The following is a 14,019-nucleotide window of genomic DNA, read 5'->3' as shown; positions in this document are numbered from 1 at the left end:
CCGTGTTCTTCATGACTCAGGTCCCCGGTTCCGGGATGCGGCTGACGATATTGGCTTGAACGATGACATCGGCACGGCCTTCTGCGCGGCTGCGTGCGGTGACGCGGTACATGGGGCTCTGGCAATCCACGGACGGCGGCAGGGTGTCGCACGCGCCCTTGTAACCGGGACCCACGCCGAGATACTCGATCCAGTACTGCGGCGGCGCATCAGGCAGCAGCAGTTCGTCGTAGCTCCCAGCGGGCATCGCACGCCATACCGGATCAGACCCGGTAGGACAGATCCCCAGATTTCCGCAGTTGGTGGCCGTCGGAATCTGCGTATCCCAGTTGCCCCCACCCAACACCTGGTCCTGCGCAAAGCGCAATGCGCCTTCTGCTGCCTGGAATGCAATGCTGCGGTCGCGCAGGTTGGCGCTCATGCGCTCCTGCATGGCGGAACTGCGCATGATCACGATGCCGAGGATCGACATCACGATCAGCAGGATCAGCACGACGATCAGGGCCACACCCTGCTGGTCGCGCGCCGCAGGCACTCGTGTCACGGCCTTCATAGGGTGCGCCCTCTCATGCTGATGACATTCGATGCCTGACGAGTGAACGCCTCACCATCGATGTCCTGACCGGTCAGCGTCATGGTGACACGCACGGCGACCACGTTGACCCAGTTACCCGGTGTCGCGCTGTACGCAGCGGCACCCGTTTCCAGGTACTCGAACGCAAGATTCTGGATACCTTCTGCGACCTCTTCGCGCGGACCACCGGAACGGCTCACGAACAGCGAGCTGCCTCCGCGGCCGTTGGCTGCGACGAACCATTGCACGTCACGCAGACGGGACAGCACGACGGCCGCCGGCGGCGCGAACTCGTCTTCAGTGGGATTGTAGTTTTCAGGCAGCGCGGCAAAGCCGACCGTCATGCCACCCACGCTGTCCGCACGCACCAGATGCGTCTTGCGTGCGTTGCACAGCAGCAGAACGTCACCCACATCGAATGCATCCTCGACGGTCTCGAGTTCATCCGGGTCCAGCGTGACGGAACTGCTGGTCGAGGACACGACGCGATAGGCCGTGTCGTCGCCGGAAATCACCTGCAGTTGCGTCGCGCTACCGGTGACCGGAGCGGTACGGAAGGTGTTCGCTTCAGTACTGCCCCCCTCGACGACGGAAAAATTCGAGCACGCCGTGCCCCCGGCCGCACGGATATCACGCGACATCAGCTCGAAGGCGATGCGCGCGTTTTCCTGGACGCGGTTAAGTCCCTCGTTGGACCGGTAGGTCGACTGGTTGGACTGCAGGATCGCCAGTGCAGCGCCCGCCACGAGCAGCCCCAGCACCAGTGCCACCATCAGTTCGATCAGGCTGAACCCCGACAACCGGCGCGGCCCCAACGCCTGCATCTCTTTGCGACGTACCTTCATATCCTCGTCCTCGTCGCGATCTGCCGGTTCTGTCCACCGCCCGCACGGCGGTCATCCCACTCCACCGTGATCACGCAGTTCAACGGGCAGCCGGTGATCTGTCCGCAGGTCGTCACATCGGCATCCCCGGAACCGATCGTCTGTTTCAGCGAAGCGATCCAGTTGCTGACGTCGTCCTGGGCCAGCGTGCCACCCGCCGCCGGTGTGGCGCATATCATGTCGGCGGTGTTGTAGGCCCCGGCATTGAGGCGGTTGGCACGCATCGCCTCCAGGATCGATGACGTCTGGATGATGGCCTGGCTGCTCTCGAGTGAGCTCTGCCCGCCACGAAGCGCGATGGACTGCATGGCCGCCACGCCCAGAAGGCCGATGCTGAGCACCACGACGGAGACCAGCACCTCGATCAGGCTGACACCGCGCACATGCGCACGGGACGGCCCGGAAAAACGCCGGCCACGGGGCATCGGCAGAAGATCACCACCACTCATGGACACGCTCCTCCACCATTGTTCCTCGCGGTCAGCACGGCGCCGCTCAGCATGACGGTCAGGACCCGCTGGTTTTCCGCGGGCTGATCGGTCGGTATGCACACTGTCAGGTTTGCCTGGGCCGGAATGAGACCCGCAGAACTGAAGACAACGCCCCCTGCCGGGCCGTTGATCTGCAGGTTCCCGGGCATCACACCACTGCGTACCACATCGGTAGCCGCGGTCATGTTGTTGGTTCCCAGCACAATCCAGTTGGCCCAGTCCGCGCCGTTGGTGCAGGCGATGCCATCCGCACTTCCACAGACGGTCACCGTGGCACTGCGGCGGACGGCTTCCGCCCGCGCAAGCTGGAGGGCGGCAGTCAGCTCACCCGCCGAACTGCTCAGGCGGTTGGAGTTCATCAGGGTCACCATCGCCGGCGCCGCCACGGCTGCCAGCAGGGCGATCACCGCGATGGTCACCATCAGCTCGATCAGGGTGAACCCGCGCGCACGCCTGATGCGATGGACGGCCGATTGATGGCCAGGACGGAAAACGGACATACCACTCCCCTTTTGCACGGTGACAACGTAGGCCGGTACCGGCGGCGGCGCCACCGGTTGCAGAATGAACGGCGTAATGAGGACCCTGAATGGCACGATGGCGCCTGTCAGCCCCCGGTCCAAGCGGGCATGATGCCCTGAACCGCCGATCCTTAACATGCCGCCGATCACGCCCCCCGCATCGCTCCGCCCCCTGGATACGCTCTGGCAACCCCGGACCCTCGTCTGGGTCCTGCTGGCAGGTGAAGCCGTGGCGGCCGTGCTGGCCCTGGCGCCCGGGACGGACGGAGACCGATTGACCTACTTCGGCGTTGCCTCGCTGGCCATCCAGTGGATCTCGCTGACCGCACTGTGCCTGCTGTATCTCCTGCGCCGGCGACTCGGCTCCCTCAGCCCTCCCCTCGTCGCCCAGATCGGGCTGGGCGCGCTGCTGCTCAGTACGTGGATGGTCGTGGGCCTGGCATGGCTGACCCTGCGCGACTTCGCCCTCATCCCGCCTGACGCGTGGACGGGCTTCGCGCTGCGCATGACCGCGATCGCGCTCATCATGGGCCTCCTGGGGCTGGCCGCCTTCCAGGCGCAGTGGAATGCGAAGCAGCTGGCCGTCAGCGCGGAACAGGCCAAACTCCAGGCACTTCAAGCCCGCATCCAGCCCCACTTCCTGTTCAACACGCTCAACACCGGCATTTCACTGCTGCATGCTAAGCCAGACTTGGCGGAGCGGCTGCTCCTCGACCTGTCGGACCTGTTCCGCGCGGCGCTGTCGCAACGCGACTCGCTCCGCCTTGAAGAGGATCTTTCGCTGGCGCGCCGGTACCTGGAGATCGAGCAGCTTCGCTTGGGCGATCGCCTGCGGCTCGACTGGGATGTTCCCGCAGCGCTCCCCGCCCTGCAGGTGCCCACGCTGTCGATCCAGCCACTGGCCGAGAACGCGATCCGCCACGGCATCGAGCCTTCCACCTCGGGGGGCGAAGTCAGCATCCGGGTCGAAGTATCGGACGGGTACGTGCAGGTGTCCGTCTCCAATACCCTTCCACCGGCATCCGCGCGTGCGGCCGCCGGCCACCAGGTCGGTCTCAGTTCGGTGCGCGCGCGCATCCACGCCGCGACCCAGGGCCGTGGACGCGTGGACACACGGATCGCAGACGGCCTCTACTCCGCCGTCGTCCGACTGCCGCTCGACGCCCCGCGATAGTCCAGGGTCAGGTCACCACGCGGTAGCAGGGCTTGTACTCGCCTGCGATCTTCATGCGCCGCTGTTCGACGAAGGCACGCAGCAAGGCGTCCAGCGCCTGCATCATCGGCGCATCGCCGTGGATCTCGAACGGGCCGGACTCCTCGATCCGGCGCATGCCGTCTTCCTTGACATTGCCCGCTACGATGCCCGAGAACGCGCGGCGCAGATCGGCCGCGAGGTCGTGCACTGCACGGCCGGGATGCAACTGCAGTGCCGCCATCGCTTCGTGCGACGGGACGAACGGCTGCTGGTAGTCCTCTGGGATCTGGATGGCCCAGTTGAAGAAGAACGAATCCTTGTGCTCGATGCGGTACTCGCGCACCTTGCGGATGCCGGCCACCATCCTCTTCGCCACCGCAACAGGATCGCCGATGATGATCTCGTAGCGCTCGGCCGCGGCCTCGCCCAGCGTCAGCCGGATGAAGCGGTCGATCTGCTCGAAGTACGGCGCGGCAATGGTGGGCCCGGTCAGGATCAGCGGGAACGGCAGGTCCGCATTCTCGGGGTGCAGCAGGATGCCGAGCAGGTAGAGGATCTCCTCCGCCGTGCCCACGCCACCGGGGAACACGATGATTCCGTGGCCGATGCGGACGAACGCTTCAAGGCGCTTCTCGATGTCCGGCATGATCACCAGGTGATTGACGATCGGATTCGGCGACTCGGCCGCGATGATGCCCGGCTCGGTCACGCCGATGTAGCGCGTCTTCGCGCGGCGCTGCTTCGCGTGCGCGATCGTCGCGCCTTTCATCGGCCCCTTCATCGCACCCGGACCGCAGCCAGTGCAGATGTCCAGGCCACGCAGGCCCAGCTCATAGCCTACCTGCTTGGTGTAGAGATACTCGTCGCGCGAGATCGAGTGACCACCCCAGCACACCACCAGGTTCGGATCGTTGGGTTTCAGGATGCGCGCGTTGCGCAACAGACCGAACACCGCATTGGTGATGCCGGCGGAGGATTCCAGATCAGCGGCGTACTCCGGACCCAGCTCGATGGCCGTGTAGGCCAGGTCGCGCACGACGGCGAACAGTAGTTCGGCCACGCCGCGGATGATCTCACCATCCACGAACGCCATGGCCGGCGCATTGATCAGGTCGATGCGCACGCCGCGGTCCTGCTGCAGCACTTGGATGTCGAAATCCGGATAGAGATCGCGCGCCGCGCGCGGATCGTCGGACGCACTGCCGCTGGTCAGCACGGCCAGCGCGCAACGCCGCAGCAGCTCATGCATGCCACCACTGGAAGCATCGCGCAGGCGCGCCACTTCGGCGCGGGAAAGTACGTCCAGGCCGCCGCGCGGGTAGATCCTCGCGTCCTGCACCGGCAACGCCCTCGATGCCGTCTGATTCATGGGATTTTCCTGTCTTCGTTCGTCAGAGGCGGGACTGTAGCGCAGTCGCGCAAGCAAGAGGAGTCCGCCCAAAAGAAAACGGCCGGGTTGCCCCGGCCGTTTTCGGTACTGCGGTTGCGCGCTATCAGAACTTGTAGCGATAACCCAGCTGCAGCGACCAGCGCGACTCGACATCGGTCAGGAAACGCTTGTACACGGCGTTCTCATCGAAGTTGTACACATACTTGCCGGTGGCCTGGTCCAGGCCGATGAAGCGGACGGCACGCATGTCGCTGTACGGCGACTGGTACTCGATGTGGCCCCAATCCTTATTGATCAGGTTGCCGACATTCATGATGTCCAGCCAGATCTCGGACTTGTGGCCCTTGAAGAAGCCGGGCAGCTCCTGGCTGATGCGGATGTCGATGTTGTTGACCCACGGATTGCGGCTGCCGTTGCGCTCGGCCACCTGGCCACGGTAGCGGGCCAGGTCCGGGTTGCGCTCCAGCCAGTCGAAGAACGCGGTTTCCATCGTCGCGCCGCCGCTGAACAGCACGTCGCCCGGGCCGTTCGGCACGTACAGCAGGTCGTTGGTGTAACCGTCGCCATTCATGTCGTTGAGGTAGCGCCACGAGTGCGGCGTGCCCGAACGACCTTCATAGAAGGCCGAGACCGTGGTGTTGTAGTCGCCGAAGAACGCCTTGCGGAACTGCAGCGAGGCGATGATGCGGTCCTTGATCTCGTAGTTCGAGGTGGCGGCTTCATCGGAGTTGGGATCGAACACGCCGATGTTGGACCAGTTCGAGATGGCACGCGAGGACGTCAGCGGATTCACTTCCGTCGCGTCGGTGTAGGTGTAGCCGACCGACCAGCCCCAGGTGTCTTCCAGCGGCTTGCTCAGGCTGACCGTCAGCTGGCCGCTGCGACCCTTGTCGGTGTTCTTCATCAGGATCACGCCGTCGTTGTGCCAACCGGTGACGTTCTCGTAACCCGGGATGGTGTCGGCAATGGCGCCGATACCCGTGTTGCCGTTGGCACGCGTGCCGCTGGCGGTACCGTACAGGTTGCGCCAGTACAGATTGCGGCCGTCCACGCCAGCGGTGTACGTCGGCGCGCCGAGGTCCAGGCGCTCGAAGTAGATCGCATTATTGACCTTGGTGTAGAGCAGTTCGGCCGATGCCACCAGGCCGTGCCACGGCAGTTCGGTGTCGAACGCCAGGTTGGCCTTCCAGACCGACGGCTGCTCGATGCCGTCTTCCATCAGGTTGACCATCATCTGGTAGCCGGATGCCGGCGACGGACGGGTCGGATTGTCCGGATCAAGATTGACCGGCAGGCTCGCCCAGATCGCCTCGCGCTGCGCCTCGGTCAGGCCGGCGATGCCGTTGGGGAACGCGTTGTAACCGATCAGGCCGAAGCCCGAGTTCTGGTAGGAGTTGCCGACCCACACGTTGGCGGCCGCACCCTGGAACAGGCCCACGCCACCGCGCAGCTGGGTGGGACGGTCGCTGTCAAAGGTGTAGTTGAAGCCGAAGCGCGGCTGGATCAGCACGTCATCCAGCTTGTTGCGGTTGTCCAGGCCATAAACTTCCTGCACCAGCAGGTTGTGCACCGGCACGTCGTCCATGCTCGGCAGGTCGGCGCGCAGGCCGAACAGCAGGGTCAGGTTGTAGTTGACCGCCCAGCTGTCCTGCACGAACAGACCGGTGTTGCGGTGCTTGTAGCGCATCGCCACCGAGTTCAGGTCGTTGCCCGGCACCGGCGCATTCAGGCGGTACTCGCCGTACTCACCGTTGCGGAAGTGCTCCAGGCTGGCAAACGTGTAGGAGCCCCAGATGTTCTGGGCATACAGGTTGTAGACGTCGTTCTCTTCCAGATCGAAGCCGAACTTCAGCGTGTGGTCGCCCACATACCAGGTCGCGGCACCGAACGCGGTGTCGGTCGTGGTGTTGATCTGGTTGCCGTGGCGGAACTCGTCAGCACCGAAGTTCAGGTACGGCGAAGCCGCCTGATCAGGATCGTTGGCGGTGCCGAAGCCGATGCTGATCTGCGGCAGGCGCGAATTGACGCTGCTCAGCGAGTCATAGGTGCGGCGGCCGACCTTGAACTCGGTGGAGAAGTTGTCGGACCAGTCGCTGAACAGCTGTACGACCGAAGTCTCGACGTTCTTGGTGATGTCGTACCAACGGCTGTCCAGGCCGAGCGAAGAGCTGCTCGAACCGGCGAGGTTCGGCTCGATCTGCTCCAGCTTGGAGTAACGCGCCGACAGGCGGTGGTTGTCGCTGATGTTCCAGTCGATCTTGGCGGCGTACTCCTCGACCTCCTGCTTGATGCTGCTGGGCGCATTGAAGCCGCCGATATCCACACCGTAACGGGTGCGCGCGATTTCCTGCGCTTCCGCGATCTGCTCCTGCGTGATGTTGACGGTGTTGGTCGCGCCGGAGCCGACGGGGCCGAACGAGGCCGCCGCGCGGTCGCGTTCGAACTTCTCGTAGTTGACGAAGAAGAACAGCTTGTCCTTGACGATCGGGCCGCCGAAGGTCATGCCGTAGGTGCGCTCGTCGTTGAAACCGGTGAACGGAGCGTCATTGGTGGGGTTGTCACCCACCATGTCCTTGTCGCGGTACACGCCGTAGACCGAGCCGTGGAACTCGTTGGTACCCGACTTGGTCACCGCGTCGATCACCGCGCCGGTCGCGCCGGTGATGGTGGTGTCGTAGTTGGAGATGTCGACGTTGATCGCTTCGATGGCGTCCATGGACACCGGCTGGCGGATCGTCGGGAAGTTGTTCGATTCCAGGCCGAACGTGTCGCTGGTGTTCACGCCGTCGATGCGGATCGCGTTGTAACGCGGGTTCTGGCCACCCACCGTCAGCTCGCCGCGCGCCTTGTCGCTCTGCGAGATGCGGGGATCCATGCGGACGTAGTCCTGGATGTTGCGGTTGATCGACGGCAGGGCCTCGATCTGTTCGCGGTTCAGGTTGGTGCCCGCGCCCATCTTGCTCGAGCTGAACACTTCGGAGCCACCGGCGAAGCCCACGGCGGTCACCGTTTCCAGCGTCGCCACGTCGCCCGTCAGGGCGGCATTGACGGTGTTCACCTGGTTCAGACCCAGGAACACGTTGTCTTCGGTCTTGGTGCCCGAGCCCGACTTGGTGATCGTCACCTGGTAGGGACCGCCGACGCGCAGGCCGCGTGCGTTGTAACGACCACTGGCGTCGGTGGTGGCGCGGCTGACCGTGCCGGACTCGACGTGGGTGATGGTCACTTCGGCGCCAACGACGGGCTGGCCGCCATTGTCGGTGACCAGGCCGCCCACACCGGCCGAGGTGCTCTGCGCGAAGGCGGGAGCGGCGGCAAGCGCGACGACGAGGCCAAGGCTGAGCTTGGACAGGCGAAGACGACGGGATTGGTTCATTGGATAAACCTCAGTACGGGAGTGATGTGGCGAAGCTGGCTGACAGGACGTGCGCGGAAGCGACCTGGACGGTCGTTTCGAAGGGCGTGCTAGGGGTTCCCATGGCCCACGCGGCGTCCGCGGAGGTTAATAACAGGTTAACACGATAGGACCATTTTGTGACCGCGGCATGACAATTTTTCGCGGTGCAACATGACAGCCGGACGCCGTCTGGCCACACGTCGTTGACCTCAGGCAGAGGAGCTGCCAAGAGGGGGTGTCTCAGATGTTGGGCGGGGTCAGCTTGAGGTAGGTGCCGATGCCGTCCAGAACCATTTGGACGGAAATGGCGACCAGAAGCATGCCCATTAGCCGCTCGATGGCGGTCAGCACGCGTCGCCCCAGCCACTTGTACAGGACGGTCGCCGAGAACAGGATTACCGCCGTCGCGCCCCAGGCCAGCAGCAGGGCCAAGCTCCAGTCACCAAGCCGGGAGGGGTCGTTGCTGCCCATCAGCATGACGGCCGCCATGCCGGAGGGGCCCGCGACCAGCGGGATGGCCAGCGGCACGATGAAGGGCTCACCCCCGGGCACCTCGCCCATCAGCCCTTCCGGGCGCGGGAAGATCATCCGCACGCCGATCAGGAACAGCACGATGCCGCCGGCGATGGCCACCGACTCCTGCCGGAGGTGCATCATTTCCAGCGCGTACTTGCCGCACCACAGGAACGCCATCAGGACGGCCAGGGCGATCAGCAGCTCCCGCACCACCACGATGCGCTGCCGGCGGGGCGGCAGCGGCTTGAGCACGCTGAGGAACACCGGGATGTTGCCCAGCGGATCCAGGATCAGGAACAGCAGCAGGGCCGCCGACAGCACGGTCATGCCCGCACCTTCCATATCTGCCCCCTGTGCGTTGCGCCCTCAGATGACAGCAGGGTGACACAAGCCGAGGCGTAATCGCCGGCCTCGCGCGCCTGCGCATCGGTGTCGTCGGCATAAGCCCGCGAGCGCAGCCCCGTGCGCATCGGCCCGGGCTGCAGCGCGGATACCCGCACGGAACTCGCGGCCAGTTCGGCGTGCAGCATGCCAACCAGCGAAGTCAGTCCATGCTGGGCAATACCATAGGCGCCCCAGTACGCCTGCCCGACCCGGGCCAGGTCGTCGACGCTGAAGACCAGCGCCGCGTCATCGGACTGCTTGAGCAGCGGCAGGCACGCCTGCGACAGCCACCATGGCGCAGTGAGGTTGACGTGCACGACGCGTGCGAAAGCCGCGGGGTCGGTGTGCTCAAGCGGTGTCAGGCCCTTGAACTCGGCCGCACAGTGCAGCAAGCCGTCGAGTCGCCCCAGTTCGGCATGCAGGCGGTCGGCGAGTTCGGCGTAATCGTCGGGCGTCGCGCCCTCCAGATCGAGCGGATACAGCAGCGGCTCCGCGCCCGCCTGCGCGACCGCGTCATACACGCGGTTCAACTTCGGCACCTTGCGCCCCAGCAGCACGACGGTCGCACCCGCTGCCGCGCATGCAACCGCAGCCGCACTGCCAAGGCCACCGTGCGCACCGCTGACCAGCACGACGCGCTGGTCCAGCGCGCGTGGTGCGCGTGTCGGCAGCCCGATCAGGCTCACGGCGCGAACGCCTCGGTCACGATCCTTTGCAGCTCGCCCGACTCGTGCAGTTCCAGGGTGATGTCGCAGCCGCCGATCAGTTCGCCATTGATGAAGAGCTGCGGGAACGTCGGCCAATTGGAGAAGCGCGGCAGGTTGGCGCGGATCTCGGGCTCTTCCAGCACGTTGATGACGTGGAGATGCTCGGCACCCGCCTCGCGCAGCGCCTGCACAGCACGACTCGAGAAGCCGCACATCGGAAACTGCGGCGTGCCCTTCATGAAAAGGACGATCGGGTGGCCATCCACTTCGGCCTGGATGCGTTCCATCACCGGCATGCTGATTTCTCCTTCCTTGACGGTTTGGCAACCGCCGTCGGGTACACTTTCGGTCCGTTCCGCAGGCCACGCCCGCGGATTGCATAGTGTAAGCCTTTGCATCGCCCGCCGATGCCGGGCACGTCCCTCTGACCCGCCTAGCGTAAGGAATAAAGCCATGGCCATCGAACTGCCCCCCCTGCCCTACGACCGCACCGCCCTGGAGCCGCACATCTCCGGCGAGACCATCGACTTCCACTACAGCAAGCACCACAAGACCTACGTCGACAACCTCAACAAGCTGATCGAGGGCACCGAGTTCGCCGAAGCGTCGCTGGAAGAGATCGTGCGCAAGTCGCAGGGCGGCATGTTCAACAACGCCGCGCAGGTCTGGAACCACACGTTCTACTGGAACGGCCTGAAACCCAACGGCGGCGGCGAGCCGACCGGCAAGCTGGCCGAGCTGATCAACAAGACCTTCGGCGATTTCGCCAAGTTCAAGGAAGAGTTCACGAAGACGGCCATCGGCACCTTCGGCTCCGGCTGGGGCTGGCTGGTGCAGCGTCCGGACGGCTCGTTGGCGCTGGCCAGCACCTCCAACGCCGCTACGCCGCTGACCGGCGAAGACAAGCCGCTGCTGACCATCGACGTGTGGGAACACGCCTACTACATCGACTACCGCAACGCGCGTCCGAAGTACGTGGAATCCTTCTGGGCGCTGGTCAACTGGGACTTCGTGGCCGGCAATCTGCGCTGAGCGAAGCAGCACGCATCATGAAAAACGGCCGGGTATTCCCGGCCGTTTTCTTTTTGATCGCCTGACTGGACTGACCGATCAACCTGACAGGCGTGCGACGACCGGCGCCACCTGGGCTTCACGACCCAATGCGCGACCGACACGTTGCAGTGCTTCCGCAAGTTGCGACGCACTGTCTGCACGAAGCGTGGCATGACCCACCTTGCGGCCGGTGCGGGGCTCCTTGCCGTAGTCATGCCAGTGCCCACCTGCTTCCTGCAGCACCGCGCCGGCATCCGGCATCTCGCCGATCCAGTTGAGCATGCAGGCCTGCCCCAGTACGTCCGTATCGCCCAGCGGAAGGCCAAGCACGGCGCGCAGATGGTTCTGGAACTGCGAGGTCTCCGCGCCTTCGATCGTCCAGTGGCCCGAGTTGTGCACGCGGGGGGCCATCTCGTTGGCGAGCAGCCCGCCGTCGCGGCAGAACAACTCCAGCGCGAACACGCCCACATAGTCGAGCGCATCGGCCAGCTTGCGCGCATGCGCGCAGGCCGCCTCGGCCAACGCTGCATCGACGCGCGCCGGCGCGAGGCTCGCCGACAGCACGCCGTCGACATGCCAGTTCTCGGTCAGTGGCCAGGTGCGGAACTCGCCACCGCGACCCCGCACGGCGACCACCGACAGTTCACGCTCGAACGGAATGAAAGCTTCAACGATCAGGCCGACAGTAGTTGCCTGCGCACCCAGCGCCTGCCAGGCGGCATCGACATCGGCCGGCGACTTGATGCGGAACTGGCCTTTGCCGTCGTAACCCAGGCGGCGCGTCTTCAGGATGCAGGCGCCCCCCAGTCGTTCGACTTCGGCGCGCAGCGCGTCGAGGCTGCCCACGTCGGCGAATGCACCGACCGGAATCCCGAGCTCGCGGAACAGGGTCTTCTCGACCAGGCGATCCTGCGCCACGGCCAGCGCGCGCGGATTGGGAAACACCGGCACGCGACCGGCGAGCCACTCCGCGCTCTCCGCCGGCACGTTCTCGAAATCGAACGTGGCCACATCGACGCGGGACGCAAACTCGGCGAGTGCCGCTTCATCGCGATAGTCGCCCACCAGCAATGGCGCGAACTGGCCAGCGCAGGCATCCGGCGCGGTATCCATCACCAGGAAGCGCAGTCCGAGCGGCGCGCCCGAGAGTGCGAGCATGCGGGCCAGTTGCCCGCCGCCAAGGATGCCGACCGTGGTCATAGCGGCTGGCGGGGATCGTCGTGCGCCATCACGTCATCGGTCTGGCGCGTACGGAAGGCGTCGAGCGCAGCGCCGATGGCCGGGTGCTCCGGCGCGAGCAGTGCCGCCGCGAACAGGCCGGCGTTTGCAGCACCCGCATTGCCGATGGCGAAGGTCGCCACCGGGATGCCGGCCGGCATCTGCACGATGGACAGCAGCGAGTCCATGCCGTTGAGCGCTTTCGACTGCACCGGCACACCGAGCACCGGCACTGCTGTCTTGGCGGCGAGCATGCCGGGCAGATGAGCCGCGCCACCGGCGCCGGCGATGATCGCGCGCAGACCGCGTGTAGCCGCCTCTTCCGCATACGAGAACAGCACGTCCGGCGTGCGATGCGCGGAGACGACTTTCACTTCGTAGGGAACGCCCAACGCATCCAGTTTCTGCGCGGCATGCTGCATGGTCTCCCAGTCGGAGCGGGAACCCATCACGATGCCCACGACGGGGCTGGAAACGCTGGCGGTCATGGCCGTCCTCGGTCGCAAAGACGTATTCTACCCTCCTGACCGAACCGCTGATCGAGTCCCCCTCATGGACCGCAAACTGCTCGACCTCCTCTGCTGCCCCACCACCCGCCAGCCCTTGGCCTTGCTCGATGCGCGCGGCCTGGAAGCGCTCAATCGCGCGATCGGCGAAGGGGCGGTCAAACGCGCCGACGACACCGTGCAGTCCGACCCGCTGCGCGAAGCGCTGGTCACCCACGACCGCAAGACCGTCTACCGCGTGGACGATGGCATCCCCGTGCTGCTCGCCGAGGAAGCGATCGCCACCGCGCAGGCCGGCGACTTCCCCGCCCGATGAGCGAGCGTCCGACGCCCCCGCCCACGGAGGTCATCGCGTCGGACGTGGCACGCGCGCTGGCCGAAGACGTCGGCAGCGGCGATGTCACCGCCGCGCTCCTGCCCGACAGTGCGGACATCGCCTACCTGCTGTGCAAGGAGGCTGCCGTCGTCGCCGGGCGCCCCTGGTTCGATGCCTGTCATCGCGCAGTCGATCCCGATGTACGCATCGAGTGGCGCGTGCAGGACGGCGACCACGTCCCCGCCGGCACCGTGCTGGCCACGCTGTCCGGCCGTACGCGTGCGCTGGTCACGGCCGAGCGCTCGTCGCTCAATTTCCTGCAGACCCTGTCCGGCACCGCCACCGTCACGGCGACGTACGTCGATGCGGTCCGCGGCACGGGCTGTACGATCCTGGACACACGCAAGACCCTGCCCGGCCTGCGGCTGGCGCAGAAATATGCCGTGCGATGCGGTGGCGGACAGAACCATCGCATCGGTCTGTACGACGCCGTGATGCTCAAGGAAAACCATGTGCGTGCCGCCGGTTCGCTGGTGGCAGCTATTCGCCTGGCGCGTGCCGCGCAGCCGTCCCTTCCCCTCATCGTCGAAGTGGAAACGCTCGATCAACTGGATGAGGCATTGGCAGCAGGCTGCGACCGCATCCTGATCGACGACTTCGATGCGGGGACGCGGCGCGAAGCCGTGCGTCGGGCGAAGGCCGCGCCCTATCTTGGGCGCATCCCGCTCGAAGTCTCCGGCAGTGTCGACATGACGACGCTGCGCGGTATCGCCGAGGACGGCGTGGACTTCGTGTCGATCGGCGGCCTGACCAAGCATGTCCGCGCCATCGATCTGTCGATGAAGCTCGGCCCTGCCCCATGAGGCT

The 14,019-nt window shown here is 65.4% G+C and carries 15 protein-coding genes; 4 read left to right on the top strand and 11 right to left on the bottom strand.

Features of this window, described 5'->3' with window-relative positions; translation table 11 throughout:
- Positions 1–16 precede the first annotated feature (16 nt).
- Genes IB225_RS11715 through IB225_RS11700 form a run of 4 tightly spaced genes read right to left on the bottom strand, consistent with a single transcriptional unit; the run spans position 17 to position 2,449 of the window.
- Entirely contained in the window at positions 17–508 is a 492-nt protein-coding gene (locus IB225_RS11715; protein WP_192311416.1) for a PilX N-terminal domain-containing pilus assembly protein, read from the bottom strand.
- A 41-nt stretch (positions 509–549) separates the two neighbouring features.
- A complete protein-coding gene (locus IB225_RS11710) occupies positions 550–1,398 on the bottom strand; it encodes a prepilin-type N-terminal cleavage/methylation domain-containing protein (protein ID WP_192311415.1) in 849 nt (282 codons plus the stop codon).
- A gap of 17 nt (positions 1,399–1,415) precedes the next feature.
- Entirely contained in the window at positions 1,416–1,907 is a 492-nt protein-coding gene (pilV, locus tag IB225_RS11705) for a type IV pilus modification protein PilV (RefSeq protein ID WP_225583708.1), read from the bottom strand.
- The gene (locus IB225_RS11700; protein WP_192311414.1) at positions 1,904–2,449 is read right to left on the bottom strand and encodes a GspH/FimT family pseudopilin; all 546 of its coding nucleotides are present in this window, start codon (positions 2,447–2,449) and stop codon (positions 1,904–1,906) included. The genes pilV and IB225_RS11700 overlap by 4 nt, the downstream gene beginning before the upstream one ends.
- Before the next feature lie 157 nt (positions 2,450–2,606).
- Between IB225_RS11700 and IB225_RS11695 the strand changes: the two genes are divergently transcribed.
- On the top strand, positions 2,607–3,644 hold the full coding sequence (locus IB225_RS11695; protein ID WP_192311413.1) for a histidine kinase: 1,038 nt from the start codon (positions 2,607–2,609) through the stop codon (positions 3,642–3,644).
- Between the two features lie 7 nt (positions 3,645–3,651).
- Here IB225_RS11695 and ppnN read toward each other — a convergent pair whose 3' ends face one another.
- The 5 genes from ppnN to grxD all read right to left on the bottom strand — a co-directional run bounded on the left by ppnN (position 3,652) and on the right by grxD (position 10,355).
- On the bottom strand, positions 3,652–5,034 hold the full coding sequence (ppnN, locus tag IB225_RS11690; protein ID WP_192311412.1) for a nucleotide 5'-monophosphate nucleosidase PpnN: 1,383 nt from the start codon (positions 5,032–5,034) through the stop codon (positions 3,652–3,654).
- 124 nt (positions 5,035–5,158) lie between these two features.
- The gene (locus tag IB225_RS11685; protein WP_192311411.1) at positions 5,159–8,431 is read right to left on the bottom strand and encodes a carboxypeptidase regulatory-like domain-containing protein; all 3,273 of its coding nucleotides are present in this window, start codon (positions 8,429–8,431) and stop codon (positions 5,159–5,161) included.
- A 261-nt stretch (positions 8,432–8,692) separates the two neighbouring features.
- Positions 8,693–9,295 carry a YhgN family NAAT transporter gene (locus IB225_RS11680; protein WP_192311410.1) on the bottom strand — a complete coding sequence of 201 codons (603 nt, stop codon included), beginning with the start codon at positions 9,293–9,295 and terminating at the stop codon, positions 8,693–8,695.
- Positions 9,292–10,038 carry an SDR family NAD(P)-dependent oxidoreductase gene (locus tag IB225_RS11675; RefSeq protein WP_192311409.1) on the bottom strand — a complete coding sequence of 249 codons (747 nt, stop codon included), beginning with the start codon at positions 10,036–10,038 and terminating at the stop codon, positions 9,292–9,294. The genes IB225_RS11680 and IB225_RS11675 overlap by 4 nt, the downstream gene beginning before the upstream one ends.
- Positions 10,035–10,355, bottom strand: coding sequence for a Grx4 family monothiol glutaredoxin (gene grxD / locus IB225_RS11670; RefSeq protein WP_192311408.1), 321 nt, complete (start codon positions 10,353–10,355; stop codon positions 10,035–10,037). Before grxD ends, IB225_RS11675 begins: the two co-directional genes overlap by 4 nt.
- 157 nt (positions 10,356–10,512) lie before the next feature.
- Here grxD and IB225_RS11665 point away from each other — a divergent pair, with 157 nt between their 5' ends.
- The gene (locus tag IB225_RS11665) at positions 10,513–11,091 is read left to right on the top strand and encodes a Fe-Mn family superoxide dismutase (RefSeq protein WP_192311407.1); all 579 of its coding nucleotides are present in this window, start codon (positions 10,513–10,515) and stop codon (positions 11,089–11,091) included.
- Between the two features lie 78 nt (positions 11,092–11,169).
- Here IB225_RS11665 and IB225_RS11660 read toward each other — a convergent pair whose 3' ends face one another.
- Both IB225_RS11660 and purE read right to left on the bottom strand, forming a co-directional pair.
- Positions 11,170–12,312 carry a 5-(carboxyamino)imidazole ribonucleotide synthase gene (locus IB225_RS11660; protein ID WP_192311406.1) on the bottom strand — a complete coding sequence of 381 codons (1,143 nt, stop codon included), beginning with the start codon at positions 12,310–12,312 and terminating at the stop codon, positions 11,170–11,172.
- Positions 12,309–12,818, bottom strand: a complete 510-nt coding sequence (gene purE, locus IB225_RS11655; RefSeq protein ID WP_192311405.1) for a 5-(carboxyamino)imidazole ribonucleotide mutase — start codon at positions 12,816–12,818, stop codon at positions 12,309–12,311. Before purE ends, IB225_RS11660 begins: the two co-directional genes overlap by 4 nt.
- Before the next feature lie 64 nt (positions 12,819–12,882).
- Here purE and IB225_RS11650 point away from each other — a divergent pair, with 64 nt between their 5' ends.
- Both IB225_RS11650 and nadC read left to right on the top strand, forming a co-directional pair.
- On the top strand, positions 12,883–13,152 hold the full coding sequence (locus IB225_RS11650; RefSeq protein WP_192311404.1) for a Trm112 family protein: 270 nt from the start codon (positions 12,883–12,885) through the stop codon (positions 13,150–13,152).
- Positions 13,149–14,015 (top strand): carboxylating nicotinate-nucleotide diphosphorylase, encoded by an 867-nt coding sequence (gene nadC / locus IB225_RS11645; RefSeq protein WP_192311403.1) that lies wholly within the window; start codon positions 13,149–13,151, stop codon positions 14,013–14,015. The genes IB225_RS11650 and nadC overlap by 4 nt, the downstream gene beginning before the upstream one ends.
- Positions 14,016–14,019 lie beyond the last annotated feature (4 nt).

This window comes from Pseudoxanthomonas sp. PXM02, from assembly GCF_014851805.1.
In the GTDB taxonomy this organism is placed as follows: domain Bacteria; phylum Pseudomonadota; class Gammaproteobacteria; order Xanthomonadales; family Xanthomonadaceae; genus Pseudoxanthomonas_A.
The sequence above is the reverse complement of the archived record's forward strand: the minus strand, read 5'-3'. Positions and strand labels throughout refer to the sequence as shown.

Bases quoted from the DNA above. Each gene is read 5' to 3' on its own strand.
- IB225_RS11710 (WP_192311415.1), bottom strand. From the start codon at position 1,398: ATGCAGGCGTTGGGGCCGCGCCGGTTGTCGGGGTTCAGCCTGATCGAA.
- pilV (WP_225583708.1), bottom strand. From the start codon at position 1,907: ATGAGTGGTGGTGATCTTCTGCCGATGCCCCGTGGCCGGCGTTTTTCC.
- IB225_RS11700 (WP_192311414.1), bottom strand. From the start codon at position 2,449: ATGTCCGTTTTCCGTCCTGGCCATCAATCGGCCGTCCATCGCATCAGG.
- IB225_RS11695 (WP_192311413.1), top strand. From the start codon at position 2,607: ATGCCGCCGATCACGCCCCCCGCATCGCTCCGCCCCCTGGATACGCTC.
- ppnN (WP_192311412.1), bottom strand. From the start codon at position 5,034: ATGAATCAGACGGCATCGAGGGCGTTGCCGGTGCAGGACGCGAGGATC.
- IB225_RS11685 (WP_192311411.1), bottom strand. From the start codon at position 8,431: ATGAACCAATCCCGTCGTCTTCGCCTGTCCAAGCTCAGCCTTGGCCTC.
- IB225_RS11680 (WP_192311410.1), bottom strand. From the start codon at position 9,295: ATGACCGTGCTGTCGGCGGCCCTGCTGCTGTTCCTGATCCTGGATCCG.
- grxD (WP_192311408.1), bottom strand. From the start codon at position 10,355: ATGCCGGTGATGGAACGCATCCAGGCCGAAGTGGATGGCCACCCGATC.
- IB225_RS11665 (WP_192311407.1), top strand. From the start codon at position 10,513: ATGGCCATCGAACTGCCCCCCCTGCCCTACGACCGCACCGCCCTGGAG.
- IB225_RS11660 (WP_192311406.1), bottom strand. From the start codon at position 12,312: ATGACCACGGTCGGCATCCTTGGCGGCGGGCAACTGGCCCGCATGCTC.
- purE (WP_192311405.1), bottom strand. From the start codon at position 12,818: ATGACCGCCAGCGTTTCCAGCCCCGTCGTGGGCATCGTGATGGGTTCC.
- IB225_RS11650 (WP_192311404.1), top strand. From the start codon at position 12,883: ATGGACCGCAAACTGCTCGACCTCCTCTGCTGCCCCACCACCCGCCAG.
- nadC (WP_192311403.1), top strand. From the start codon at position 13,149: ATGAGCGAGCGTCCGACGCCCCCGCCCACGGAGGTCATCGCGTCGGAC.